The 23976-nt window shown below is 40.6% G+C and carries 20 protein-coding genes, 1 other RNA gene and 4 pseudogenes; 16 read left to right on the top strand and 9 right to left on the bottom strand.

Annotated elements, in window-relative coordinates; all coding sequences use genetic code 11:
* Nucleotides 1–191: 191 nt before the first annotated feature.
* Nucleotides 192–1972 (bottom strand): annotated as a pseudogene (gene ltrA / locus HFV01_RS12875) (group II intron reverse transcriptase/maturase).
* Between the two features lie 282 nt (nucleotides 1973–2254).
* On the opposite strand from ltrA, the gene HFV01_RS12865 reads away from it, so the two are divergent.
* Complete coding sequence (locus HFV01_RS12865; RefSeq protein ID WP_193521162.1) at nucleotides 2255–2476, top strand: hypothetical protein; 222 nt, start codon at nucleotides 2255–2257, stop codon at nucleotides 2474–2476.
* A 290-nt stretch (nucleotides 2477–2766) separates the two neighbouring features.
* On the opposite strand, the pseudogene HFV01_RS30605 reads toward HFV01_RS12865, so the two are convergent.
* A pseudogene (locus HFV01_RS30605) lies at nucleotides 2767–4184 on the bottom strand (site-specific integrase).
* Nucleotides 4185–4503: 319 nt separating this feature from the next.
* On the opposite strand from HFV01_RS30605, the gene HFV01_RS12850 reads away from it, so the two are divergent.
* The gene (locus HFV01_RS12850) at nucleotides 4504–5961 is read left to right on the top strand and encodes a hypothetical protein (protein ID WP_006625553.1); all 1458 of its coding nucleotides are present in this window, start codon (nucleotides 4504–4506) and stop codon (nucleotides 5959–5961) included.
* 476 nt (nucleotides 5962–6437) lie between these two features.
* Nucleotides 6438–6563: a hypothetical protein gene (locus tag HFV01_RS30600; protein ID WP_318286252.1), complete on the top strand. Its 126-nt coding sequence runs from the start codon at nucleotides 6438–6440 to the stop codon at nucleotides 6561–6563.
* A gap of 688 nt (nucleotides 6564–7251) precedes the next feature.
* Here the strand turns inward: HFV01_RS30600 and HFV01_RS12845 are convergent.
* The 4 genes and pseudogenes from HFV01_RS12845 to HFV01_RS12830 form a co-directional block, all read right to left on the bottom strand.
* Entirely contained in the window at nucleotides 7252–7608 is a 357-nt protein-coding gene (locus tag HFV01_RS12845) for a hypothetical protein (protein WP_006622108.1), read from the bottom strand.
* Nucleotides 7608–10470: pseudogene (locus tag HFV01_RS12840) on the bottom strand (tail fiber domain-containing protein). Before HFV01_RS12840 ends, HFV01_RS12845 begins: the two are co-directional and overlap by 1 nt.
* Before the next feature lie 40 nt (nucleotides 10471–10510).
* A complete protein-coding gene (locus HFV01_RS12835) occupies nucleotides 10511–10861 on the bottom strand; it encodes a hypothetical protein (RefSeq protein ID WP_006668643.1) in 351 nt (116 codons plus the stop codon).
* 36 nt (nucleotides 10862–10897) lie between these two features.
* On the bottom strand, nucleotides 10898–11692 hold the full coding sequence (locus HFV01_RS12830; RefSeq protein WP_006668642.1) for a hypothetical protein: 795 nt from the start codon (nucleotides 11690–11692) through the stop codon (nucleotides 10898–10900).
* A gap of 1213 nt (nucleotides 11693–12905) precedes the next feature.
* Between HFV01_RS12830 and HFV01_RS32110 the strand changes: the two are divergent.
* The 13 genes and pseudogenes from HFV01_RS32110 to HFV01_RS12765 all read left to right on the top strand — a co-directional run.
* Nucleotides 12906–13753, top strand: a pseudogene (locus HFV01_RS32110) (hypothetical protein); the annotation flags it as partial.
* Between the two features lie 41 nt (nucleotides 13754–13794).
* The gene (locus tag HFV01_RS12820) at nucleotides 13795–14970 is read left to right on the top strand and encodes a hypothetical protein (RefSeq protein ID WP_228116443.1); all 1176 of its coding nucleotides are present in this window, start codon (nucleotides 13795–13797) and stop codon (nucleotides 14968–14970) included.
* A gap of 66 nt (nucleotides 14971–15036) precedes the next feature.
* Nucleotides 15037–15417, top strand: a complete 381-nt coding sequence (locus HFV01_RS12815) for a hypothetical protein (RefSeq protein WP_006622121.1) — start codon at nucleotides 15037–15039, stop codon at nucleotides 15415–15417.
* Nucleotides 15418–15678: 261 nt separating this feature from the next.
* The gene (locus HFV01_RS12810; protein WP_006622122.1) at nucleotides 15679–15924 is read left to right on the top strand and encodes a hypothetical protein; all 246 of its coding nucleotides are present in this window, start codon (nucleotides 15679–15681) and stop codon (nucleotides 15922–15924) included.
* 1015 nt (nucleotides 15925–16939) lie between these two features.
* Nucleotides 16940–17431, top strand: a complete 492-nt coding sequence (locus tag HFV01_RS12805; protein WP_193521161.1) for a hypothetical protein — start codon at nucleotides 16940–16942, stop codon at nucleotides 17429–17431.
* A 63-nt stretch (nucleotides 17432–17494) separates the two neighbouring features.
* Complete coding sequence (locus tag HFV01_RS12800; protein WP_006625546.1) at nucleotides 17495–17839, top strand: hypothetical protein; 345 nt, start codon at nucleotides 17495–17497, stop codon at nucleotides 17837–17839.
* Nucleotides 17829–18242 carry a DUF1064 domain-containing protein gene (locus tag HFV01_RS12795; protein ID WP_193521160.1) on the top strand — a complete coding sequence of 138 codons (414 nt, stop codon included), beginning with the start codon at nucleotides 17829–17831 and terminating at the stop codon, nucleotides 18240–18242. Before HFV01_RS12800 ends, HFV01_RS12795 begins: the two co-directional genes overlap by 11 nt.
* Nucleotides 18239–18616 (top strand): hypothetical protein, encoded by a 378-nt coding sequence (locus HFV01_RS12790; protein WP_006622127.1) that lies wholly within the window; start codon nucleotides 18239–18241, stop codon nucleotides 18614–18616. The genes HFV01_RS12795 and HFV01_RS12790 overlap by 4 nt, the downstream gene beginning before the upstream one ends.
* Nucleotides 18617–18618: 2 nt before the next feature.
* Nucleotides 18619–19356: a hypothetical protein gene (locus tag HFV01_RS12785; protein ID WP_006622128.1), complete on the top strand. Its 738-nt coding sequence runs from the start codon at nucleotides 18619–18621 to the stop codon at nucleotides 19354–19356.
* Between the two features lie 76 nt (nucleotides 19357–19432).
* Nucleotides 19433–20632: a P-loop NTPase family protein gene (locus tag HFV01_RS12780; protein ID WP_193521159.1), complete on the top strand. Its 1200-nt coding sequence runs from the start codon at nucleotides 19433–19435 to the stop codon at nucleotides 20630–20632.
* A gap of 34 nt (nucleotides 20633–20666) precedes the next feature.
* Nucleotides 20667–20876 (top strand): hypothetical protein, encoded by a 210-nt coding sequence (locus tag HFV01_RS12775; RefSeq protein ID WP_006670878.1) that lies wholly within the window; start codon nucleotides 20667–20669, stop codon nucleotides 20874–20876.
* Nucleotides 20877–20938: 62 nt separating this feature from the next.
* A complete protein-coding gene (locus HFV01_RS12770; RefSeq protein WP_006625542.1) occupies nucleotides 20939–21211 on the top strand; it encodes a hypothetical protein in 273 nt (90 codons plus the stop codon).
* Complete coding sequence (locus HFV01_RS12765; protein WP_006622135.1) at nucleotides 21204–21533, top strand: hypothetical protein; 330 nt, start codon at nucleotides 21204–21206, stop codon at nucleotides 21531–21533. The genes HFV01_RS12770 and HFV01_RS12765 overlap by 8 nt, the downstream gene beginning before the upstream one ends.
* 426 nt (nucleotides 21534–21959) lie before the next feature.
* On the opposite strand, the gene HFV01_RS30590 is transcribed toward HFV01_RS12765, so the two are convergent.
* From HFV01_RS30590 to mdh, 3 genes are all read right to left on the bottom strand, one after another.
* Complete coding sequence (locus HFV01_RS30590; protein ID WP_318286252.1) at nucleotides 21960–22085, bottom strand: hypothetical protein; 126 nt, start codon at nucleotides 22083–22085, stop codon at nucleotides 21960–21962.
* A 310-nt stretch (nucleotides 22086–22395) separates the two neighbouring features.
* Nucleotides 22396–22790: a transfer-messenger RNA gene (ssrA, locus tag HFV01_RS12760) on the bottom strand.
* 143 nt (nucleotides 22791–22933) lie between these two features.
* On the bottom strand, nucleotides 22934–23917 hold the full coding sequence (gene mdh / locus HFV01_RS12755) for a malate dehydrogenase (protein WP_006625539.1): 984 nt from the start codon (nucleotides 23915–23917) through the stop codon (nucleotides 22934–22936).
* Between the last annotated feature and the right edge of the window lie 59 nt (nucleotides 23918–23976).

Raw genomic sequence — 23976 nt, 5'->3', positions numbered from 1 at the left:
ACCCAACTTCCCCCAGTATGTAGGTTGGGTGAAGCGCAGCGTAACCCAACTTCCCCCAGCCAAACCGGGTTTCTTTCCCAATGCGGAACCCGGGACTTGAAGTCATCAGGATAGATTAGGGGTCGAGAATGAAGTCACCTCCATCCCCTCCCATTCAAAACCGTACGTGATAGTTTCCCATCATACGGCTCCTAGTCTGATTGCTCCATTGTTAGGGATACAGCGTTGGCGTTGTCTAACGCCGTCTTATCATCGTGACAGTGGCGGTGCAGTAGTTGAAGATTCTTATATTCATCCTTTCCACCGTGGTTTCGAGGTATAATGTGGTCTACTTCAACTAAGTCTGATGGGGTAAAGTATTGTCCACACCAGGCGCATTTGCCTTTTTGTTTTTTGAGTAGTTTAGCTACCCTTGTTGGCGTGTCGATTGCTTGTCCTTTCCTGGTTGCCCAGTAAGTCCAGTTTCCGTCGTATGGTGTCGCGTCGGGGCGCACTAGGGTGTGTCTGACAATCAGGGTCCAGCTATGTTTCCATAGTTGAAATCCATCTTTTGCTTTGAATAGCCAAGTTTCATGCCGTTCTTTCCCATTGCTAAGTTTAACCGTTCCCTTGTGGAAGTAGTTTCTTAACTTTTCATGACTTGCCTTTCCGCATCTTGAAACTGTCCATGCCCGTAACATTAACCAGATTGTCTTATCTAGTTTAACGAATGTCTCTGTTGAGACTACCCTTGAATAGTAGTTCGACCATCCCCTTATGATTGGGTTTAGTTTGCTAATCAGGGCTGATTGGGGTGCGGTTTTATGTTGTTTGATTACACCCTTAATCACTTCTGTATGGGCTTTAACTGCTTTGCTGCTGGGTTTAATGTGGGTTTTATGACCGATTAATCGGCTTGCTGCCCCACCTGTTTTTCCAGATTTATATCTTCCTGCCGGATATTGCCTGATATTGAATCACAGAAAATCGAACCCGGGCTCTTCTGTTTTACCATCATACTCAATAGGCTTGAGCGTATGGCAGATTCGAGTCTTTTCAGGTTTAATCTCTAATCCTACAGGTTTTAACCATTCGGAGATTGCAGTTTTGCACTGTTCAATGATTTCTAGTGATGGAGATCTTACTACAAAATCATCGGCGTATCTGATTATTGTGGCTTGAGCCACGTTTTTCTTTTTAGGATACATTGTTTCAATTAACCTAACCATGCCATCCAGTGCGATGTTGGCTAGGAGTGGACTTATGACCCCTCCTTGGGGTGTCCCTGCTTCTGTATCCTCGAATACACCGTTATCTAGCACGCCCGCTTTGAGCCATTGTTTCAGGTCTCTCTTTAGACTGCTTGGACAATGAATTTGGGTCAGTAGGTATTCATGGTTCACGGTAAGAGCATTTTGCTATGTCTGCATCTAACACGTAATATTCACTTTTGTTGATACCCTGGTAAATTCGTGTTATTGCGTCGTGGGCTGACCTGCCCGGTCTAAACCCGTAGCTTGTGCTTTCAAATCTCGATTCCCATTCAGGTTCGAGTGCCGACTTAACCAAGGCTTGCCTGGCTCTATCTTGGATTGTGGGTATTCCTAGAGGGCGTTTTTCATCCCTACCAGGTTTTGGAATCCACACCCGTCGCAGTGGTTTTGCTTTGAAATTTCCCTTAATGCTCTCAACAATTTCAAACCTTTGCCTTGGTGAGATTGCTCTCATTCCATCAACACCGGCTGTTTTCTTGCCTTGATTGTCTTGGGTTACTCGCCGCACTGCTAGGAGCCGGGCATAATATGATTTCACCAATAGACGTTGCCACCTTCTAACCTTTGCATTTTGTCCCGACTTAGCTGCTTGAAATATCCTCTTTTGGAGCTTGAAAACTTTTCTCTGAACTTTTGCCCAGGGAATTTGTTTCCATACAAACGCACGTCTTGATTGGCTTTGATTTCTCAAAACCTTTCTTTGAACTCGCTTTCGTCATAGTAACTCCTACTAGACTCTATTCTTTACAATCAAACCGTGACCCGTCTGCATATCCTTATCATTACAATAAGGCGTTGGCTTCTGGTCACATCTCACATCCTCTAAGACTTGCGGTTACACTTATTCCTACTAATATCTCGACCAGATAATTAGAGTCTAGGAGGACTTAAAACGTTCCGTTTATATGGGCATTCCATCTTTAGACTTGTCCTCTCCACCGGGGTACTTTAAAGGTCTGTGTAGATGTCATATAGAAGACTCTACTTTTCCCCTTGCTCTTTTGAGCGCAGCGTATCAACCTATTTCGCTACTGTATAATTACGATGGTTCAAGCCAGACATTCGGTTTCCCTAGTCATGGATGGTTGGCAGTGGTCGCATTTGGTAGTAGGTTCTACTTCACGCCTTCCGTTCCCCGCTTCAATCCCAAGGTTGTGTATCCTGAAACTGGGGGTGGCTATCACCTTTACTCTCTACTCCCTGATTTCTCAGTTTGTTTATGACCTTGAGTCCCCTGCCTTGCTCAGATTTCTCCAAGCATCGGGACATATAAACAGTTATGGGATGGTCAGGGATGTGAATCCCTTATATTCCACCAAGGGATGGAAGTCCCACTAGGAGGCTATTTCGGGCATTGCATCCCTATTTCACTCCTAAACGTCTCGCACCTATAACCCCTATTCTACCGTCATTCTAATGCACTCAAAAGCGATCGCACATTTAGGAGTGAGTGCCAAATGAAGGCACCTAAGTATTTAGCCTAGAGGGTATTGTGTTGTCGATTTATTGAGGGTTAATCATCAAGCTGATATATTACCCTAAGAATTGCCTTAATCTCTGGCAAGTCTGGATTGATACCATGATTGGTTAGTGCTTGCTTTGCCATATCTAGCGGTAATGGCTGCTTTTGATGTCGTGTCAGGATACCTAACTCTGTGGCAAGGTGGCGACGTTTTTTGTACTTGCTGTCATTAACCGTTACCGAGTGACCAAACGAACGCGCCCTGATTTCCTGTGGTATCCCGTTCATCTCTCCCAGTTGGTTGGCTAGATATCGGAAAGCTAATGCTTGGGTGAATCCCCAATTATGGTTAGTTAACCATTGTCTGTGGTTACGATTAAAGCCCGCTGGGTTCTTAGGTTCAGTAATAGGTAAACAGACGTTATGAATCCCTAGACGGTTAATCAAAGCCTTGTCTTTTGACATTGGTATTGCTAACCTTTGACCTGTTTTGGTGCTACTACCAAAGCAAGTAAACTCACCAATCACTAACACTAACTCAATGTTATTGGAGTCACTTATCGCGGGGAACGTTATGCCGTCAACCGTGATATCCTTGGTTAAGTTTTGTCCTGCTGCAATCTCTGATGGTCTCAATCCATATAAAGCACACATTGCTGACACCCAACACCAACCATCACGAGCATTATTGTCTGTCAACCGTCCATAATCAGTGTTACGTTCCTTGTCTAGCAAGCCTAGCAAGGTATCCAAGTCTATACTTTGGGATTCAGCAAATACTGTCTGGGTAGGGTCAATCTTTTCCATCTTCTCTAGTGCTTTCTTGCATCGAGCACGTTCCGCTACCTGTCTGAGTCGGTAGTATCTGTCTTTGAATATTTTATGACCTACCGGACTACTGCCATCTTGTAACGGGCTATATAACGCTTCTTTTATACCCTCCCAGCTCACATAAACATCCCAGTCTGTGACTTTGTTAAACACAGTAAGAAAACAGCGTTTAAATGAACTTTGGTCACTAGCCAGATCACGGGAACGTTTCCGCTTAGTCGTTTCCGCTTAGTGTTCTTGTGTACCCCATTAAAGTAATCATCCTCCATTTCTTTAAACACTTGACGATAGGTGATTAAGTCGTTTTCCATGGGAACTTTGGATTCATCAAGGATAGTAGCCTTGTACCAGTCCAGCCATTCAGATACTGACTGAAATTGTCCATCAAGGGATTTATGGACTAACCAAGCCTTGTCTACAGCCTTGCGGATACCCTCTGGAGTAAATTGGCAATTACAGCCCCGTTGCTTACGTCCCCCAGTTTCTGGGTCGTTTGTGATGTCTAGTTGGATTGTCCCCCGATTGCGCTTAATCCTGACACCCTTGGGACATTGTTGGCGGGATAAGTTGAAAAACTCAAGGATATCTTGAAAACCTTGATATATACCGCTGTGCGTACTGTTTGTACTTGTACTCATTTTACACTCACTCCTAATAATGCGATCGCTTTCGAGTGCATCAGTGTGACGGTAGAGTAAGGGTTATAGCTTTTATGGTGGGTTCGACCCCCCTATTCTCCACTAAAAGCCTCTTCTGGCTAAGGTTAACCGGAAATAGTGAAATAGTTTTTAAAAATGCGATAACCGGGTTAAGTTTTTCCCGGTTATCGCAGTCAGGATAAAATTTTACTGAAAATGGAGCATATGGGAATCGAACCTGATACATAGCCTATAACCCCTATTCTACCGTTACTTAGGTGTTACTCAAAACCGTAGTAGAGTAACAAGTGAGTAAAAAATGAGTAACGCCACTAACATCCCTACCGTAGGGGGAAAGGGCAACTATGACGAGAGTTACGATAGATTCCTGAAAGCCTATCAAGACTTTAAGGGGGAGTGTCCCAAAGGGGTGACACTCAAGTTGCAAAAGTCCGGGACTAGGTATAATTTGCTATTGCAGTTTAAGCAGCCACCTACCGGAAAACGGCTACCCAAAACAGCCAATCTTGAGTGTACTCCCCAAGGGGTGATAGACGGAGTTAAAAAAGCTAAGTTAGTGGCGGAGGCTCTGGGAACTATCAGTAACGCTAGTGAATTTTGGGACTGGTATGATACGACTATCCTAGGAAAAAATCAGATTGAGGATAATCTGATAACCTACCGAGAGATATTCCAACAACTGGAAGATGAGTATTTTGCCGGGTACAACCGCAATACAGGACGGAAACGTTCTCGCGACATTGTTAGTGATTTATCGTCATACCATCGGACCAAACAGATATTTTTTGAACAGTTCCCCAATTGGGATGATTATCCTACTTGGGAGAGTTTCAAGGTTATGCTGTACACTCCCTTACAGAATGGAGAGGAGCTGATAGGGTCCAAAACATTCAAAGAACGTTACTACATCCTGAAAGCCATTGCCAAAAAATCACCCAATAAGGACCACCTACTAAAGCAATTAGAGCCTATTAACCCCAAACAAACACGATTTACGGTTAAGCAGCGTATAGGTATCGATGCCTTTAAAGATTGGTGGTATAGTGCCAAACAGGAAGCCTACACCATTAAAAGCCATAGAATAAGCGAAGTCCGTCACAGTTGGCTATGGGTTGCCGGTATGGCGGTAATGTATGGATTAAGACCTACCGAGATAGCGGCTGCAGTTAACTTAACCAAACCCTATACAACAGAAGATGGTGTAACCATCAAAGCGCTATCAGACCCGGATAATCAGGATAATTACTTAGTATTGGGTGATTATACTTACTTTACTGATACAGAGGGAAGGAAAGTAAGTATTAAGACTGGGGGACGGGTTATAGCGCCAATCCCTAGTCCCGAAATGTTTAATTTTCTGGAATTAAAGCGACCAATATTACCAGAATATACCCCGAAGGAGGGAAGCCAGCCTAGGACTGTAGCTGCGGGTTTTAATGTAGCATTCAGTAAACATATTAAAGCTATGGGATGTCCGGTAACTCAAAAATATGCTTTTCGTAGGCTGTACAACCTGTTGGGTGAAAAATATGGAGTACCAGTAGAGTTACGCGCTAGAATGATGGGGCATAGCGCAATCGTCAATGAGAGTAAATACAAAACGGAGGGGATTGACGCTACCTTAGAAGTCTTAAAAGGAGTAGCTAAATTACCCGTGCCGTTAAATGTAGCACTGGAAAGGTTAACTGCCTTGGGGGTTGACATTGACAGCCCTGAAGCTAAATTATTCCTTAGGGTAATTTATCAGATAGATTAATTTACCCACTACAATCTCATAAGTTAATACCCCTAGATTAAACTCCTAGGGGTTATTTTATGGCTACAAATTGATAGATCCTACTACGGTTTTGAGTAACACCTAAGTAACGGTAGAATAGGGGTTATAGGCTATGTATCAGGTTCGATTCCCATATGCTCCATTTTCAGTAAACCCTAGTCTAGTAGCTATCGCGCGACATTACTCGATACGATAGCTACACCCAATTACTCAAATATTACTCACAATCCATTCCTAGCACAGGATAATAATTCTGTCAACAGGATGATTACTCAGTCAACAAGCACAACTTAGTCAATCTGTCAAATATCCATACCTCCCCCCAACCAGACACCGATAGGTTAACTCCCTTGTGATACCCGTCAATGGCAAGCCTATCGGTTCGTACCTCACCATTGACTGCTATCACGTCGGTCGTTTCCCCAAAGAGTGTTTGTTCCGGTTGGGGGGAGGATATGTTTCAAAATCAACCACGACAACAGCAGAAGATAATTCCCCAAGCTATCAATGTACAAAGATATCAGACCGCCTTTCCGTGGACTAGACCTATAGGTAAACCTATGTGCGATCGCAAAATCTAAATCATCTCCTACCAGAACCAACCCGATACCCCTAAACAGCTTTTCAACTGGAGGTAATTACCGGGATGGGAATCGATACCCATTAAACAGATACCACTTTGGTAGCGTCAACAAAATGGTGGTGTCATAATCCTCAGCAAGTCTCCAATCTTTGATGGTAATCATCTCGTGCGGAAGCCGATACCAACATAATCAGTTCACCCCCAAAATCTTAGTCGTAGGTTGTAGGTAAAGCTATCTGTTAGGGGTAACTTAGTTCTGGGTATTATCTGGACATGATAGGGTGAGCATTCATATAAACCGTTCTCAGGCCTGAGAACACAGGCCTGTGTTGGGAAAATACATAGACACCCCCTACAGTCAGAAACCATAGGGGGTCATTAAGTTATTGGGGTTATCTGTTAGCTGTTAGGCTGTTAGGGCTTACGCTAACCATCATCATCAATATCATCTCTGTTGATTGGGAGATGGGGTGATTGCTTTTTGCCCCCTAACTGTTGTTTACAGGCTATTTGTTCTAACGATTTTTTAAAAAACTCAAATAATATGTCTAACTTTTGATTGTTTAAATCTAGTTTTGATTCGATAATTTTATTCTCCTTGACTATCGCATACGCTGAACACAAGACCACAATTATTATCAAAGCTAATTCAATAATTATGAATCTTTGACAGATTGATATTGTATTCATTGCATTAATCTCCAAAAATAAAGGGTAAACCATTTTATCCGTTCTAACGGGTCAAATACCGCATAAAAATTACTATATGGTGGTGATTCAATTATTTGATATTCATTTAGCCAAATAGTTTCACGTTTAACCATCATATTCTGCTTCATATCATTGTATGTGTAAAATTTCAACCAACCCGCCATTTTCCAGTAAGTAGAAACTTGGTCTGCATCAAATAATATCCTTACAAATTTGCTACCTGATATATCTGGCAATCGTTTACCTCCGTGTGAGGTATCATCCTCTTTGATAAAATATTGGTTGTAAGCTAAAAACCAATTAGTTTCAGATATATCATATTTGTTAGACATTATCTCACCTGCTTGATTACATTATCGTTATCCGTGTCACACCATAAATCACCTACACTTAAACCGATAGGGCTTGTCGGTAAATTACTGATATTACCATTTGTAGATGCTGTGGGTTTACCTAGTGACTCTACTTTCGCTGACAATTCTTGAATCCCTGCCACTAATAAAGGAACTAATTTTTCATAAAGAATCGTCAGATAATCTATTTTTTTGTCGTCAACTTCAGGGCTATCTGTGTGGTCATTTTTAACTACTTCAACCGCTTCTGGATAATATTCTTGAACTTCTTGTGCGATTAATCCTATTTTGGCTTCTTTGTCACAAAAGCCATGCAACTCTGCTAATTTATTGTATTTGAATTTAATTACATTCAATTTTTTGATTAAATCTAAGCTATTAACATTCTCATTTAAAACAGTTTTAAACCTGATATCCGAAGACCCTTTGACATAATCCCCGCTGTCATTAATGTACGCAATATTTGTGCCACCTAGTCGAAATCTAGTATGTATGTTTGACGAACTTAGACCGTTGTCTTTTATGAGATACATTTGATTGTTATATACGTCTATTGGATATCTATCGCTAGGAGCACCTCGCCAAACATTACTTTCAAGAAAATTAATACCATGATATATAAATACTCTAGGATTAGCCTCTGCTTCAAGTCGCATAGAATAACTTCCCTGATGAGAAAACGCCCAGCTATTCCCTCCAACTCTACTATTTAGTACTAAACTTGCCGTACTAGCAATAGACCCTATTCGGCGTATGTCAAACCCCCTCCAAACATTAAAATTAATAAGCATATTTCCATCGGGGAAACTTTCATCAGTCGTAAAAGTTACTGGATTATTTGTTATGTTAAATGTTTTAATTCCGGTTATTGTTTGATTTCCAGAGGTTCTTAATACAGTTGAATCTACATTAATTGTTCTATTAGCTGCTAATGTTCCCCCACCACTTAAACCATCTCCTGCGGTTAATGTAATGTTTGAATGAGTATGAGTTGTAGGTGTTCTAGCATCAGATAATCTACTATCATTACCTTGACAAGCTGTTCCCGCTGTAGTCCCATACGCTACAGCCCATGTAGTAGCAGCACTACCATTAAAATTATTTCCAGTTAATCCTGTACCATTTGTTAATGTATTTGGAGTATTTGCAGTTATCGTTATATTAGCGCTGCCATTAAATGAGGTCCCATTAATAGTTCTAGCTGTTTGAAGTGTAGTTGAAGTTGAAGCGTTACCTACTAAATTACCAGTTATACCAGCGCTACTAAATAAAGCTCGTTGTACACCACCAGTTGTGATTGCTAACTGGTCAGCAACAGGTCGATAAATACCTGTATCTAAATCGCCAGTCCAACTAAAGCTAGGTAAATTAACAGTATCCGAAGCATTACCTAAAAATTTAGCAAAGTCTACTGTACCTGACCCAGTTAAATTAGTCATACCACTATAGCTACCAGATATACTGGCATTTGGTACAGTACCAGATAGATTAGCTGCATTTAAACTGGTAACAGGAATAGTAATATTAGCACTGCCATTAAAACTGGTTGCTGTACCTGTAGCCGCACCAGATAATGCAATTGTTCTAGCTGTAGTTAATGTAGCTGAACTTGATACACTTTTAACTGAGTCAGCAGTATTATCTACGTTACCTAGACCAACATCTCCCTTAATTAAAGTTACAGCGCCTGTCTTACCAGCAACTGAAGTGACTGGAGCAGTAGGCAATGTTGTCCAATTCAAACTACCAGCAGTTGCACCCGCAGTTAGTACTTTACCGTTGTTTGTGGTACCAGTGGCAGGTACGTGTAAATTACCATCTGTAGTTGGGTGAACGTAATTATTTGCGCTTGCAGCAATTCCATTTAACTTAGTCTTGTCTCCCAAAGACATTAAACCAGCGGTGGAAGTTGTAGCAACAGGTATAGTTACGTCAGTACCAGTAGAACTTGTAATTGTTCGAGTGTCACCTGTACCAGAAATAGAAAGGTTAGTGGATTGATGAGGCGCAGAGTTAATAATGGTTGTACCTGATAACGATATACCTGTACCTGCGCTATATGTTGTATTCGGGGGAGTCCCCAGATTAGCGGTGATACCATTAGCGGTTTGGGTGATACTGGTTACAAATGTACCGCTACCAGAGGTAGCTACTGGTAAACTGAAAGTAGTACCACTAAGAGTTAAACCACTACCCGCTGAGTATGTGGTATCCCCTATCAACGCAGCAGCAGGGAGTCTAGCAACATCGATAATACCAGATGTAATATTAGAAGCATCATGATTATGCGGTGTTGGGGGGAACGTAGTTGGTGAGCCTGTCACCTCATTCCACGTAGGCCACCTAGTGGCAGTCGCTGGGATAGATGTTATCTCACTCCAAGCATGGTTGTGAGCACTAGGAGTAAACGTAGTAGGTTTAGAAGTCACTTCAGCCCAAGACGGCCGAGCGTGAAGCGGTAGCTGGAACACCTGACGTAATGTCAGCCCAAGCATGAGTATGCGCTGAAGGCGTGAACGTTGTCGGTTTGCTTGTAACTTCAGACCACGTAGGCCAACGGGTTGCCGTAGCTGGTTTATCCGCCACGTTTGCCCAGTCACTTGCAAAGATAGTCGGTTTGTTCGTTATTTCAGTCCAGCTATGGGAATGAGTAGATGGGGGGAAAGTGCTAGGTTTATTAGTAATATTATTCCAGGATAAATCAGTTAATTTGAATAAATTAGTATTTGAGTCAATAACTGCCTGTACCCTTTCATTGGTTAAATACAGATTGACTTCACCTTCTGGCAAGTCATCGGTTGACTGCCCAAATCTACTAGAGTAAATATTAAAATTAGTCATAATAAAGATTCCTCAAAAAGGGGGATAATCCCCCAACTATTTAATCAACAGTTACAAACTCAACTACAGTTACCGAAATATCTGCAACAGACTCGGCAATAGCTTGTAGTTTACTAGCGCCAATAGTGAGCATAACAGTATCACCCGGCTTCACAGAAAATGCGGCATTAGCTACGGTATTTTTTGTGGGGTCTAAGATTAAATGAACGGGTACATTAGACCGATTTTTGATAAATACATTACGCCCGTTTGTGTTAGCTTTTACTGCCACTAATTCGGCAACTGTATTAGCCGTTAAACTAATAGCGGTTGTAACGGGAGTACCCGGTATCTTAGCAGTAATATTGAGAGTGTCTAAATTTAGAGCGCTACTATAAACTGAAAAACTCATAATCACCTACCTCCTAAATAATTCCATTGTAGCCGGTTAGTAAGTGATTGTCTGCTCTAACCCGACAATCTGCGAAACACTATCCTCTGTTATCCCGTAGATACTAGCAGTAGATTTTAACTCGTCATCCCATGCAGTGTTAGGCGGTAGCCATAAACATTGACCTGGTATGCAATTGCTGATGTGTCCATGACTAAACCAAACCCCAACGCTACCCGTGTTCTGTAGGTGTAAGCGATATCTGTGAGTATTAGCAGCACGAATTAGGGTGGGTGTGTTACCTACGGAAATCCCAAAATTTTCGGGTTGGGTCAGTGATGGGGTTTTTGGCAATGTGTCTAGTTGGTATTCTGCCATACCAAAAATATTAATTGAATCATTGTTGTGTAATTGAGTCAGACACCTAGCTTTTAATACAGAATGTGAATCTATGGCTAACCCTTCTGTTTGATTGGTAATCAATTCGATTAATAAATTTTCGGTATGAATTCCCCCGTAATAAGGGAGTTTTATAACACCTAGATTTAACCCGCTTTCTGTGGCTAGGTTCCAATAAAATATCTGTAAGTCTATAGAACCTTGTAACACATCTTGTTTCTTTTCCCACCTTTGGTAATAACTATCTTCTGGGTAAATTTTAGGTATTTGTGATTGATTGATACTAGGGATATAACACCTAGCGTTCAAACTAGAAACATAGGCATAAGCAGTAATATCATAACGAAATCTATCAGTTATCAAGCCTTCTAAGATTGCGCCATTAAATAACTCTACAGCGTTATTCCAGTTACTAGCGTTAATTTCCGTAGCAATATTTCTAATTCCCCGCATGAATAGTCCTCAATTATCTTGTAATATTATATAATATTTCTAAGTTATTGATTGGTCTCATGTAGTCGTTTGATATGGTGAAAGATAGTATCAGGTCAAGTACGCCTAAAAATGTTGGTAGGTCTGGTGGCGTAAGTTCAGGTTTAGCGGGAGATTTAGGCGACCAGACATCTTCAGCAATGGACTTTGGTAGGGGTTTGCCGTATGCAAGAGAAAGAGATAGAGCGGGTATTCCAGGATTGGTAAATCCTTGGGACCCAATTACTAGTGACGTGGAATTAAGCCAGAAGACCATGGCAGGTGGAAACGAGAGGATGACGAACAGCGAATAGATGAGGAATATCGGCGGCGTGATGTCAAAAAAGAGGCAACCGTTAAGGAACCGCCAAATAGAGATGAACCAAAGGGAGGCAAAAAACCTAAGGGAGGTAGTAGTGGTGGAGGCGGTAGTGGTCGCAGCTTTGGGGGTCCTAATTCAGGCGATAAAATAGATGATGATAAAGGAAGGCGACCAGACGATAGTAGTGGTGAATGGCTCGAAGAACTTGAGAGGGCTCTTGAGTTTAGAGAATATTCGTGGGATTGCAGGCTATTTATGGTGTATATGCACTACCCGGACGGGACGTGGGATATGGGGACAAGTAATCCTGTTACATATAATCACAGTTTTGACTTAGTAACACCGGATGAATTTCCTAGTCGCAGAAATTTAGAATATATTGTCAACAGAAATGGAAACATCACAGAAGGGACAACACGATTATTTCCAAGAAGCTGGTGGTCTGAATATACTATCTCGATTTATGAATCAGAAGGGGGGGAACACATTTGTTCATTTAATAAATTTGTTCTTAGCCAAGTTGGCGCGAGGAGGGGGCAAATCTATGGGATTCAAGCTATGGGGAATAACATAAAATCGTTTGTCGGTATAGTTAAAAATCTTAGAAACCGTACCGTATATTATGAACAACGATACTCCGGTAATTGGTCTAACCCAATAAGAAGGACAGGTCCAGCCAGGTTTGCATCTGATGTAATACAGAGTTATGGTAGAAGTTGGGCAGCTACGCATTATTTGCATGGCTATCCATTAGGGTATAGGTATATATTCAAAAATCTAGGAATCCATCCAATATCAATAGATACGAGTACGTCCTCCGATAGATATATCTACCGGAATCCTACTGAAACCTGCAATTGGGAAGAGATTATTCCGCGTAAGATTAGAAGAATTTGGATACCAGACATGAATGAAGAATGTTGCGGAATGATTAGAAGGATTTATGAGTTTTTAGACCCTGAATCCTTTCCTGCTGAAATGCCAGAAAAAATAACAGTTAATGCCGAGAATACAGAAAATAGAATTAAACGAATAAACACATTACCAGAATGGCTGATGTACAGGTTTGACATCGATGACGAAAGATGGGGTGAATTTGAAGTTAAAGTAGAGATTGATGATGTCAATCTCATGACCAAAGCCGAAGAAAAAGCCGAAATCAAATTACCTAACTTAGCTGAATCAATTGCTGAAATATTTGGTATGGTAATGGAAATTGCTATTAGTCACCAAGTTACCCAAAATGCTGTTTTAACAGCATTACACGAAGCAGGTTTAGCTCACGCGGCGGCGTTTAAAGCAGGTAGGGAAGTGTCGGAGATAATCGACTATTTGGGCTTTGCTACCGAGGAAAAATATGAAACAATTAAAACAGCATTTACCCCGGAGGCTGATAATTTTGAGGAGCTACTGGAACCCAATGAAAGCAAAATTAAGATTACCAACCAGAAGGATGCAAAAGAAACATTACAAACAACATTAAATCAAATTCAATAAATATTTGCTTACGCGCTCAAGGTACTTTACAGGTGAACAGTAATGACCCAGCAAAAGACATATTAGCCGATTTAACGCGGTTATATGATTCAATGAAAAAACCGGATGATATTAGAGAACAAGAAACCAAGAAAGTACAAGAATTACTGAAAAAAGACTTTCCTGATATCAAGATAGAAACCGAATTGATTGATGGCGATAACCCACTAAGAGGGACTTTGTAATGGTTGCCAGAAGTGCAAGAATGCTAAGGAGTACTCGTAGCTTGTCTAGTCGTCAAACCCGTAGCAGTATAGGTAGAAATGGCGTTAGACAAGTTAATTTAGCCCAAAGAACATCTACCCAAGAAGTAGGTTGGTTTGGCAAATTATGGGCTAAAGTTACTGGTAAAGTTGTTGAATGGGGCAAAAGTTTTGGAGGTTGGCTATGGGAAGGAATTACTAAGTTTTTATCTAACTTTAGCTTTGAGAAAGTAGCGAGATTTATTACCTCTAATTGGGATTCTTTCTGGAATTTTAATTGGAATATTAGCGATAGCGATATTGATAAAAACATCCAAAATATTGCCGGACAATTTATAACCACCACGGCTGGGTTCTTAGGTAATATGGCTGGGAAATTAGTATGCGGTGTTTTACCAGTAGCAGGTCTCGCTTTTATCAATAAAGCGGCTGCTATGCACGTAGCATTAAGCAAGGGACCTGAAATGCTTATGGAGGTATCTACAGCATTCGGCTCATACGTTAAACAGTCATTTAATATGGCTATGAAAGCAATAGCATGGACGTTATTTAAACACGGTAGACGGGTTGTTAAAATGTTTTTAACAAAAAGCCCAACAACACTAGCAAGGTCTATTACTGGAATGATTCCCGGTGGTCAATCAACAATCGAAAAATGGGGTGATGAGAAAGGTGAAGAATGGAGTTTTGGGAAACAAAGAAGGGAAGCTAGAGAGAAATTACCAGAAAAATATGATGGTAATATAAACACTATTTGGAACCAAGACAGTTCCGAGGAGTTCTGGGATGAGTTTAGCGATAACTGTAAAGAGGCTATTGTGTTAGTCGCTCAAGGTTTGGATGAGTATATTGCACTACAAAGAATAGAACAAAATAGACAACAACAATTAGTTAACGCTGTGGTAGAGACTGGTGGAGAAAGATTCAGACTTGTGTCATCTTTGAGAAATTTACAGGAAAATGTTGCGAGTACATTAGCTCAAACTGAAATACTAGGGAATAGGGATATAGGTCAATTTGTAGGGTCAGGTGATTTTCAGGAAATCAGTACATCAGCTAATCTTAAAATACAGTTAACCTTTGTTTTGTACAACTACGAAAAACCACCGTACTGGACTAAAGATAGGCGGTCAACACTGCCAAAAACTCAAATAGAGTTACCGTCGGTTAGTAGGGATAAAATTACATGGGATAGGTGACAAAGGATATTTACTCAACCCAGTAAATCAGCATTTACTAAAGGGAATATTAAGGTTACTTGTACTATGAGTAATGGCAGAAGATTTGCGTTTTTTATGAATGAATCTAGTCAAAATGAGGCAGAAAATATCTGTAAACAATTAGTTGATTTAACTGACGCTAAAATCGTGTATCCTATTACCTTCGAGGAAAGAAAAGGTTTTGGCGGTAGGGAAAATGCGAAAAGAATTAAAGAGAGCAAAATGTATATCAGTGAAGTGAAAATACTTAACTGGGAATTAATTGATAAATTTGAACAAGCTAAAATCGACTTAGGTGAAGGTAGTGTCTTGGCGATGTATCAGGACCCTAGAAAAACCAAAGTCAAAATTCCTCTACATTTCCAGAGAAAACCTAGTTGGGTTGATAATGTCATACGGAAAGCTACGAGGACATCGTTAGAGTGAAAAACTGGAAATCAACCCCCAACTACAACCTAATCATTGAGTCATATCAGTCACTAACTATCATCCACGATGAAAGAGATTACCAACATACTTAGACATGGTTAAACTGGTAGTTAGCGTAATGTTGGTATTGGTAGCGTACCGTCGCGTTTAACTCAAAAGCTGCTACATATATGTAGCTTCTGTTGAAAGAACCATAGCAGCCACAATCAGCAAATACACTGCTATAGTCTAGGTATTGAATAAAATCAAGGTGAGATTATGGCTACTAAGAAAACGCTAGGCGCTGCGACACTGGAAAACCAATTACTTGAAATTATTGAGCCAACCCAACGAATGCAATCTACTGCAAGTAATAATCCTGATGGTGCAACCGTAGTCACTGCTTATACCCGAAATATGGCTACAGGTCTCGTAACTGTTTCATTGTCAATTCCAACAGACGATGTTTTAGACCCTACTGACGGCAGTATTGATGTAATAGCTACAGAGCTATTTGTTGATTAATGGATATCGGGTAGGCGCTAATATCATCGTTTTACCTACCCTGATTTAGACAATTTAGAAAAAAGGAAACTGATATCATGCCTTTAGCTGACGCATGGAACAAATACAAAGATGATTGGATAGCAAACTTAGCAACAGCCAAAGGGTCCACACCTAGGCAGAAGTTTAGTAGTTGAAGTTCCAGTGGATGCAACTTCAAAAATAGGCGTACCTATGCCTATGCTTTTACTCCACATTTTAAGTGGAAGTTCAGTAACTAATGAGCCAGCCAATGTTAGGGAATTAACCATTTGGAGACCACCTGTTAGCAATACTTCCACGCCTAATGCTAACAGACGTAATATCCTAAGAGGAACTCGAGTAAGAGCATACAAGAAGTCTGAATACACCCGCTTCTTTGTTGAGGCTCCGGTTAATCCTGGCTAGTGGCGTAAATACACCCAAACACGGGTAGGCGAAAAAATACTGAGATTTATCAGTATTAAAGCACCTCCTATCGTTTCTGTTAGTGGCTTGTTATATGTATTTGCTCACTATTTTACTATCAAGCCAGCATCATTAAGAACCTATAACAGTATGTTCAGAATTCCTAGCAGCGATGGGCTTGCCCTAGCTAACCTGGGTGAATTAACTGTTGAGAGAAGTGAAGCACCAAACCAAGTACAGGGTGAACTTTTCGCTGATGCTCCTGTTAGCAGCGAAGGCAATAAGAGTGTGAAAAAATAAATCAGCATCAAAAAGTAGACAAAGAGAATTGACCACTATATAAAAAAATAGTGGTCTTTTGTTTGAGTTGTATGTGGCGATAATTTAAACATTTCACAATTATGGTATAAAGTCAATAATTCTTTTATTTTTTTGGGCTTATATGTTTCTTATGTATTTATAAGTATTAATTAGATTAAAAATAATCATCATCAACAACAAAAAATATCAAAAACAGTGATTTCCAACTCAATAACTCAATCGTATTTTGGAAAAATGATTTTGTCCATGAGTTGAAAATCACTGACAGATGCGTAAAAACCAAAATACATTAGTAGACCAAAATACCGCTATTTACCAGCTTGACAAAGACAGCGTAAAAACCAAGGATACACATGGACTCTCACCTAGTGAATATCTGGCAATCTTAAAAAGGTTCAGCAACTTTGCCGGATTTCTTGACCAGGTAGTTCCTTATCTGCCATATCCCAAAACATCACCTATCTACACATTAAAAGAAAAGTTGGTGTTTGCATCTGTAACGGACGAAAAGGACTTTAATCTGGAATTAACCTACTCTGAGATTATCGCGTTAAAGAATAGCATTAAAGCTATTCTAACTCTGATTAAACTTGGTGGTGGTGTCAAGATACCACGTAAAGTTTCTGGTGCTATTGCTGACGATATCGCTGCCTTGGAGGGTCACTTTTTGAATCTCTCCGATAATCATGTTGACCCTGATATGCCCGAATCATTGCCTGACCCTGACCCGTTTTCAGATTGGCTTCAGACTAACGCCTAATTAGCAAAAAAAAGGCTACCCGTGAAAAGGTAGCCAATACACCAAACATCGAGGACTATCACCATGATATCAAAGCACTGGAAAGAAGTGCGGTTAAATCTCAGGAATATTAAACTTGACCCGTTGATGTATGTGGGAACGTCGTTTGCTATAAAGGTTCCTAACTATGCAGGAAGAGGACGACTTCAATGGCAATTAACAGCCGTTAAGTTTGATAAAGAATTTCTGGCTTATTGTCTGGGAGAAATGATTAAAAAATTAATTCCATTACACCCAGATAAAATTGAGGAAATTCTCAACGAGGCACTCGAATATTATCGAGCGGAATGGAACATTTATCAAGCTGAATCTGGCGGCGATAGAGAGCCAGATAATGAAACTTATTTTGGGGAGATAAATGATGATTAACAAGTATCATGCCAAAGGACAATACTACGACGGGTATTACTTTGGGTCAACATTAGAGAGCAAGGTTTATCACCTACTCAAAAAGTATGATGACAACCTATCAATACACCCCCGATTAACTTTGGTTGATGGTAAGAAACCTTGGCGACCAATTACTTGGAAACCTGACTTTTATAGTCCAGTTTTCAACCAATACATCGAAGTAAAGGGAACGCTAACACCTGATTTTAAACTCAAGATGCAATTGCTTCATTACCTTAATCCCGGAATGATTGAAGATATTTGGTTTGTCACTCGGAACAGGTCTTATCGCTGGCAAGGTATTTATTTAATGAATATCGATGAGTTCCAACGACATCTGAAAGCACAAGAATTTAAGTTAATAGGAGAACATCAACCGTGAGAAATCTACACTATAAAGGCATATTTAGCCTCAATGGTGAACTTGTGCAAACTCACTACAATCCGCATGAATTTGATAAAACTGCAATCATTGTGGCTTATCAAATTCTGACACATATTGAGGAACACAAAACACCTGAAGTAAAGAATATTACCTATCAGGTAATGGGTAGTTACAGACCACGTGGTGATTATCAAGGCTCTGCAATTATTAGACTTATCAAGCAAACTCACTTAGTTAAACTTGTTAAGGAGTCAAGACTTCGAGTCTATTTATCTGGCAATCCACTGTTTTGGGCTGCTTGTCGCCAAATTGCAGCCAGAATCGAATCACCTAACACAATCAACAATCAACAATTAACTGAGGAAGAGTAATCATGAGTATTGGATATTACGGTAAAAAAGATGACGATAAATTCGCATTCTGTAGCGCGGTTAAACCGGGAGAATCTGGAATATATTTGGAAATCACTAGCGCTATGTTTGTTGTACAATCGCCTCACCTGTGGCTTATTGGCTATGGATTAAGTGGTGATTTCCAGAACTTCAATGATAGGTCGTGGAAATTTGAAGAGCAATTAATCGCAGTACGCTTTTGTATTGCTGAGTACTCTAGTGAATATCAAGGGAAAAAACGGGAATACAAGCCTACTTCGGTTGAATTAGCGTTACTGCATTTAGTCGAAAGTGACGCTATGCTGACAAACGGTAAAATGATGTTTACCGGAACTGTAAATCTAGGACAATCAGCCACACGGGTAGCCGAGCGACTCCTTGAATTAGATAATACCACTGATTCAAATGATTTTGAATCAGCCAAGAATAAGCATGATTTAGCACGATTTATCCTCGAATACAGCACAGGATTAGATACCTTTGAGTCCACTGTTGCCGGGTACACTGTACAAGAAGCTATTGATTTTGTTGAATCAAAAACTAGTAAAAAAAATGGTAGCTTTGGCGGTAAGGCTAAATATAAAACCTGGGAAGAACGGGTTGAGTCTACAGCAAAAATTCTTGATTGTGAGCCTGATTTTGATAGCCTATACAGCAAGGTTAAAAAATTGGACGCTGATACCCTAATCGCGTTACTTGAGTTAATGAAACTCAGCTAATTACCACAAAAATTCCCCCCAATATTGGGGGGGATGACTACCATACAGCAAGCCAACATATTAAGAGGTCACTACCATGTCTGAGGACTATTTAGATTATAGGCTAATACGCGACTCATTGGCAGATGAATTAGAGGAAATAATCGTTGATGGTGCATTGGGTGAACAAATAGAGTCAATATGTAGAGCTTGTGCTATCCTACCCTATCCGGATGTTCAATTCCCAATTATTACTAGCTTTATTTGCTCACCTGTCACGCTAATGTCAACCGCTGGGTGCCTGTTTCTTTGGGGGTCTAGTGGAACGGGTAAAAGCCAGATAGCTACTATTGCGGCTTCACTATATAACGCCGACACAGTGTTAGCTAACAGTACATTTGCATCACTGAGAAACAAGATACAACAAGAAAGATATTACGACCCATTACGGAGTGAGTTTGAACGTAATTTTTTATTGGTCTGGGAAGATATCACCCCCAATTTATTAATTGAAAATGAAAATATGCTTTCACTGTTTAAAGTCTTCAACAGGAAAAATAGCCGAATAACAATTAGTAGTCAAACACCCGGTCAAAACATGATTTTTAATGCTTTCGCTTTAAAAGTAATTAATTCAATACATCCTTTATGGACGTTTTGGGAACTTAATGAATTAAAACGCCGTATGTTTCCTATGTGGTTTAAAAATAGACAATCAATGACAAGTGAAGAATATGCAGGTAATCAATTTGAATTGTCAGAACTTTCGGATATTGAGGATATAAATCTTGGTAAGATATCATCTCGCTTAGAAATGTTTTGGAGAGATATGAATAATTGCACTAATTATGCTCAAACCAAAAGAGGACTACAAAAAAGGAAACAAGATATAGCTAACTACAGATTATCCATTGATGTAATCGCTACACATTCAATGATATATAAATCATCAATGGATAATTCAATCAAAGTATTTAACCATTACTGGGAGTTAGCAGAAGATAAAATATTTACAGTATCTAGCGGTACAGAACAATTTTTAGATAGCTTTATCACTCAAAGTATTGAGAATAAAACTAAACAAAATGAGCAAGCGATAAAGGCAGGTTGTCCTGAGTTAATTGAAGCGGTGACAGATATTGACCCTAAAATGCTAAAAATAGCCATAGAAACCGCTAAAAATGATGGTTATTTAGATTCACGGGTTACTGTAAATGAATTAACCAATTTAATGAAAAACAGAGGTTATAACATGATGAATGTTAACGGTAAAAACCTGTGGAAGCAAATCATTTAACTTCCAATTAGTTCATTGACCTAGGAGAACAAAAATGATGACAGATATCAATAATCAAATGTTTGTAAAGTTTAAGACTATGGTAGATAGTCTAGTTTACAACAGCAACAAAGAAGAGGGTTTGGCAACATTAAAGTCAATACTAGACGACTGTGAAACAGAATTAACCATTACTGAACTTAAAAAGCAATTGCTGATTAAGGAGCTGAATTACACGAAACACTTAATGGATAAAGTTCAATAAATATTCGTCCGCAATGACGGTAAACTACGGCAAACAACACACTAAGAGGATAAAACCATATCATGAACGAAGAACAAGCAAGGTTGATGGTTGTCGCGGAATTAGCACGTGATATTTACGCCCAAATGATGTCACGAGATATCCCCTACGCTAACCAAGATACCAGGGTGAAATTAGCCGAAATCGCCCATAACGCCGCTGTTGATTTTATGGCGGTACAAGAAAAGTGGGTATCGTCTCAAGAGACAGTTATTCAGCCAGCATCATTTATGCCCGACTTTAGTGGCAATGGTTACAGTAGCGATATCTTTATGGGGGGTGACTTCAATGCCTAAGTTATTGCCAGTAATCAGCCTACATACTGGAAATTTCAGCAATTTTCTGCTGGGTTATGGTGGAACTTGTGTAGAACTAGATACGCCTGAGTGGTTTAACTACCTGAGAAAAAACAAGTCATTTTCGGTTGAGTTAAACGGCAAAAGGTTTACAGCTTGCAAAAAAACGTCAATCAATGGCTTTGCATACTGGAATCTGAAAGGTTGGGACGGTAAAATCAACCACCATATCTATATCGGAAAATCTGACCAGACTACCAATGAGAAGATTCAACAGGCTGCTATAGCTATGTTTTATCGGTGCAACCCCAAGTTGGCGTAAGCCCTAACGCCTAACAGCTACCCCAATAACTTAATGACCCCCTATGGTTTCTGACTGTAGGGGGTGTCTATGTATTTTTTGAATACACTCCTGTATTACAGGAGTGTAGAATGTTAAAAAATCATTGAGCCTACCCCGTTACACTCCTGCAGTACAGGAGTGTAAATGATTTATATGAATGCCTACCCTATCATGTCCAGATATTACCCAGAACTAAGTTACCCCCAACAGATAGCTTTACCTACAACCTACGGCTAAGATTTTGGGGGTGAACTGATTATGTTGGTATCGGTTTCCGCACGGGGTGATTACCACCAAAGACTAGAGACTTGCTAAGGATTATGTGGGTATCGATTCCCATCTCGGTAATTGTCACCAGTTGAAAAGTTGTTTAGGGGTATCGGGTTGGATCCGGTAGGAGATGATTTAGATTTTGCGATCGCACATAGGTTTACCTATAGGTCTAGTCCACGGAAAGGCGGTCTGATATCTTTGTACATTGATAGCTTGGGGAATTATCTTCTGCTGTTGTCGTGGTTGATTTTGAAACATATCCTCCCCCCAACCGGAACAAACACTCTTTGGGGAAACGACCGACGTGATAGCAGTCAATGGTGAGGTACGAACCGATAGGCTTGCCATTGACGGGTATCACAAGGGAGTTAACCTATCGGTGTCTGGTTGGGGGGAGGTATGGATATTTGACAGATTGACTAAGTTGTGCTTGTTGACTGAGTAATCATCCTGTTGACAGAATTATTATCCTGTGCTAGGAATGGATTGTGAGTAATATTTGAGTAATTGGGTGTAGCTATCGTATCGAGTAATGTCGCGCGATAGCTACTAGACTAGGGTTTACTGAAAATGGAGCATATGGGAATCGAACCCATGTCCAAAACGACTATTTACGCCCTGCTCGTTCACAGACATAGCCCCTCTAATCCTTAGGGCGGGAACCGTCACTTATCCCTGACGGTAGGATTCTCTAGTAGAGTCTTTTTCAGTTAAGCTACCAGAGAACGCTTAACCGAAGCATCCGTTGGGGTTTAACCCACAGTCCTTAACGGAGTCAAACCGTGAGTGCTCGAACCTATAGGAGGTATTCGTTATTAAGCAACAGCGGCTTTAACGCGAGCGAAAGGTACGACGTTGTTCGCACTTACATTTTTTTTGAACCTTTGATTTTCGAGAGGAGGCTCACTCTCGGCCTGAATCACAAGGTCGGTTTGATCGTCCTGTCGAAACCAGTAATGCCCCGTGTATACAAATAATGATAGATGATAAATCCCAGACTGTCAAGGGCTTTGGTGAAACTGTCTGTGGTCCGCAAGAGTTAAGGAAGGGGAGGGGTTTTGTCGGGGCGGGTACGTCATGGCACTACTAAGACCCGCCCCCGGCGGCTAAACAGCAGCAGTGGCCGCTAAAACCGCATCGGCTTTTTCAATACCTTCGCGAACCGATTGAGCGCAACTGTTGAGTGCTTCGCGTTCATTGTCTGTGAGGTTTAATTCCAGAACGCCCTCTACGCCTCGACATCCCAACCAACAGGGAACCCCTAGGAAAATATCCTTCATGCCATATTCTCCCTTGAGATAGGCAGAAGTTGGCAATAGACGACGACGGTTGAGTAAAATAGATTCTACCATAGTCCGCACGGAGGAAGCGGGAGCATAATAAGCGCCGCCAGTTTTCAGAAGTCCGACTATTTCCGCCCCCCCATTACGAGTGCGAGCAATGAGACGATTAATGGTTTCAGCATCCATTAACTCTGTAATGGGAATGCCATTAACTGTAGAATAACGGGGAAGGGGAACCATTAAATCGCCATGACTTCCCATAACGGTTGCATTAACATCGACAACGGAAACGTTTAATTCTGTGGCGATAAACGCTTGGAAGCGGGCTGAGTCTAACACTCCTGCCATTCCCATAATCCTAAAAGGTTCGATTTGGCTGACCTGCCAAGCTATATAAGTCATTACATCCAAAGGATTGGTAACTATGATAATGACTGCATTAGGGGAACTGGCGATCACATTAGTAACAGCACGAGCGACAATAGGGGCATTAGTTTCGATTAAATCATTACGATTCATGCCCGGAGTCCTAGGGCGACCGGCTGTAATTACGACAATATCTGATCCGGCAGTATCTGCATAATCATTAGTTCCGAGAATTTTGCGATCGTGACCTTCCACTGATCCAGCTTGCATCAAGTCCAGGGCGACCCCTTGGGGTAAACCCTCCACCACATCAAGTAATACGACATGGGCGACATTACTCTCTGCTATGCGCTGGGCTAGAGTACCACCTACTTTACCTGCCCCAATTATGGAAACCTGGGTAGGGTGACATGAAGGAGGAAAAAACATACTAGAAGCCATCTGCATATACCAATTATATTTTTATTAACGGTGTCTCTGCAATATGGGAAGTCATGGCG

It is taken from the genome of Limnospira fusiformis SAG 85.79 (assembly GCF_012516315.1).
GTDB lineage: Bacteria > Cyanobacteriota > Cyanobacteriia > Cyanobacteriales > Microcoleaceae > Limnospira > Limnospira fusiformis.
This window is presented reverse-complemented; position numbering and strand designations above follow the sequence as displayed.

What these genes read in the sequence shown, in the direction of transcription:
- HFV01_RS12850 (WP_006625553.1), top strand. Translation starts at nt 4,504, where the DNA reads ATGAGTAACGCCACTAACATCCCTACCGTAGGGGGAAAGGGCAACTAT.
- HFV01_RS30600 (WP_318286252.1), top strand. Translation starts at nt 6,438, where the DNA reads ATGTTTCAAAATCAACCACGACAACAGCAGAAGATAATTCCCCAAGCT.
- HFV01_RS12845 (WP_006622108.1), bottom strand. Translation starts at nt 7,608, where the DNA reads ATGTCTAACAAATATGATATATCTGAAACTAATTGGTTTTTAGCTTAC.
- HFV01_RS12835 (WP_006668643.1), bottom strand. Translation starts at nt 10,861, where the DNA reads ATGAGTTTTTCAGTTTATAGTAGCGCTCTAAATTTAGACACTCTCAAT.
- HFV01_RS12830 (WP_006668642.1), bottom strand. Translation starts at nt 11,692, where the DNA reads ATGCGGGGAATTAGAAATATTGCTACGGAAATTAACGCTAGTAACTGG.
- HFV01_RS12815 (WP_006622121.1), top strand. Translation starts at nt 15,037, where the DNA reads ATGAGTAATGGCAGAAGATTTGCGTTTTTTATGAATGAATCTAGTCAA.
- HFV01_RS12810 (WP_006622122.1), top strand. Translation starts at nt 15,679, where the DNA reads ATGGCTACTAAGAAAACGCTAGGCGCTGCGACACTGGAAAACCAATTA.
- HFV01_RS12805 (WP_193521161.1), top strand. Translation starts at nt 16,940, where the DNA reads ATGCGTAAAAACCAAAATACATTAGTAGACCAAAATACCGCTATTTAC.
- HFV01_RS12800 (WP_006625546.1), top strand. Translation starts at nt 17,495, where the DNA reads ATGATATCAAAGCACTGGAAAGAAGTGCGGTTAAATCTCAGGAATATT.
- HFV01_RS12795 (WP_193521160.1), top strand. Translation starts at nt 17,829, where the DNA reads ATGATGATTAACAAGTATCATGCCAAAGGACAATACTACGACGGGTAT.
- HFV01_RS12785 (WP_006622128.1), top strand. Translation starts at nt 18,619, where the DNA reads ATGAGTATTGGATATTACGGTAAAAAAGATGACGATAAATTCGCATTC.
- HFV01_RS12780 (WP_193521159.1), top strand. Translation starts at nt 19,433, where the DNA reads ATGTCTGAGGACTATTTAGATTATAGGCTAATACGCGACTCATTGGCA.
- HFV01_RS12775 (WP_006670878.1), top strand. Translation starts at nt 20,667, where the DNA reads ATGATGACAGATATCAATAATCAAATGTTTGTAAAGTTTAAGACTATG.
- HFV01_RS12770 (WP_006625542.1), top strand. Translation starts at nt 20,939, where the DNA reads ATGAACGAAGAACAAGCAAGGTTGATGGTTGTCGCGGAATTAGCACGT.
- HFV01_RS12765 (WP_006622135.1), top strand. Translation starts at nt 21,204, where the DNA reads ATGCCTAAGTTATTGCCAGTAATCAGCCTACATACTGGAAATTTCAGC.
- HFV01_RS30590 (WP_318286252.1), bottom strand. Translation starts at nt 22,085, where the DNA reads ATGTTTCAAAATCAACCACGACAACAGCAGAAGATAATTCCCCAAGCT.
- mdh (WP_006625539.1), bottom strand. Translation starts at nt 23,917, where the DNA reads ATGGCTTCTAGTATGTTTTTTCCTCCTTCATGTCACCCTACCCAGGTT.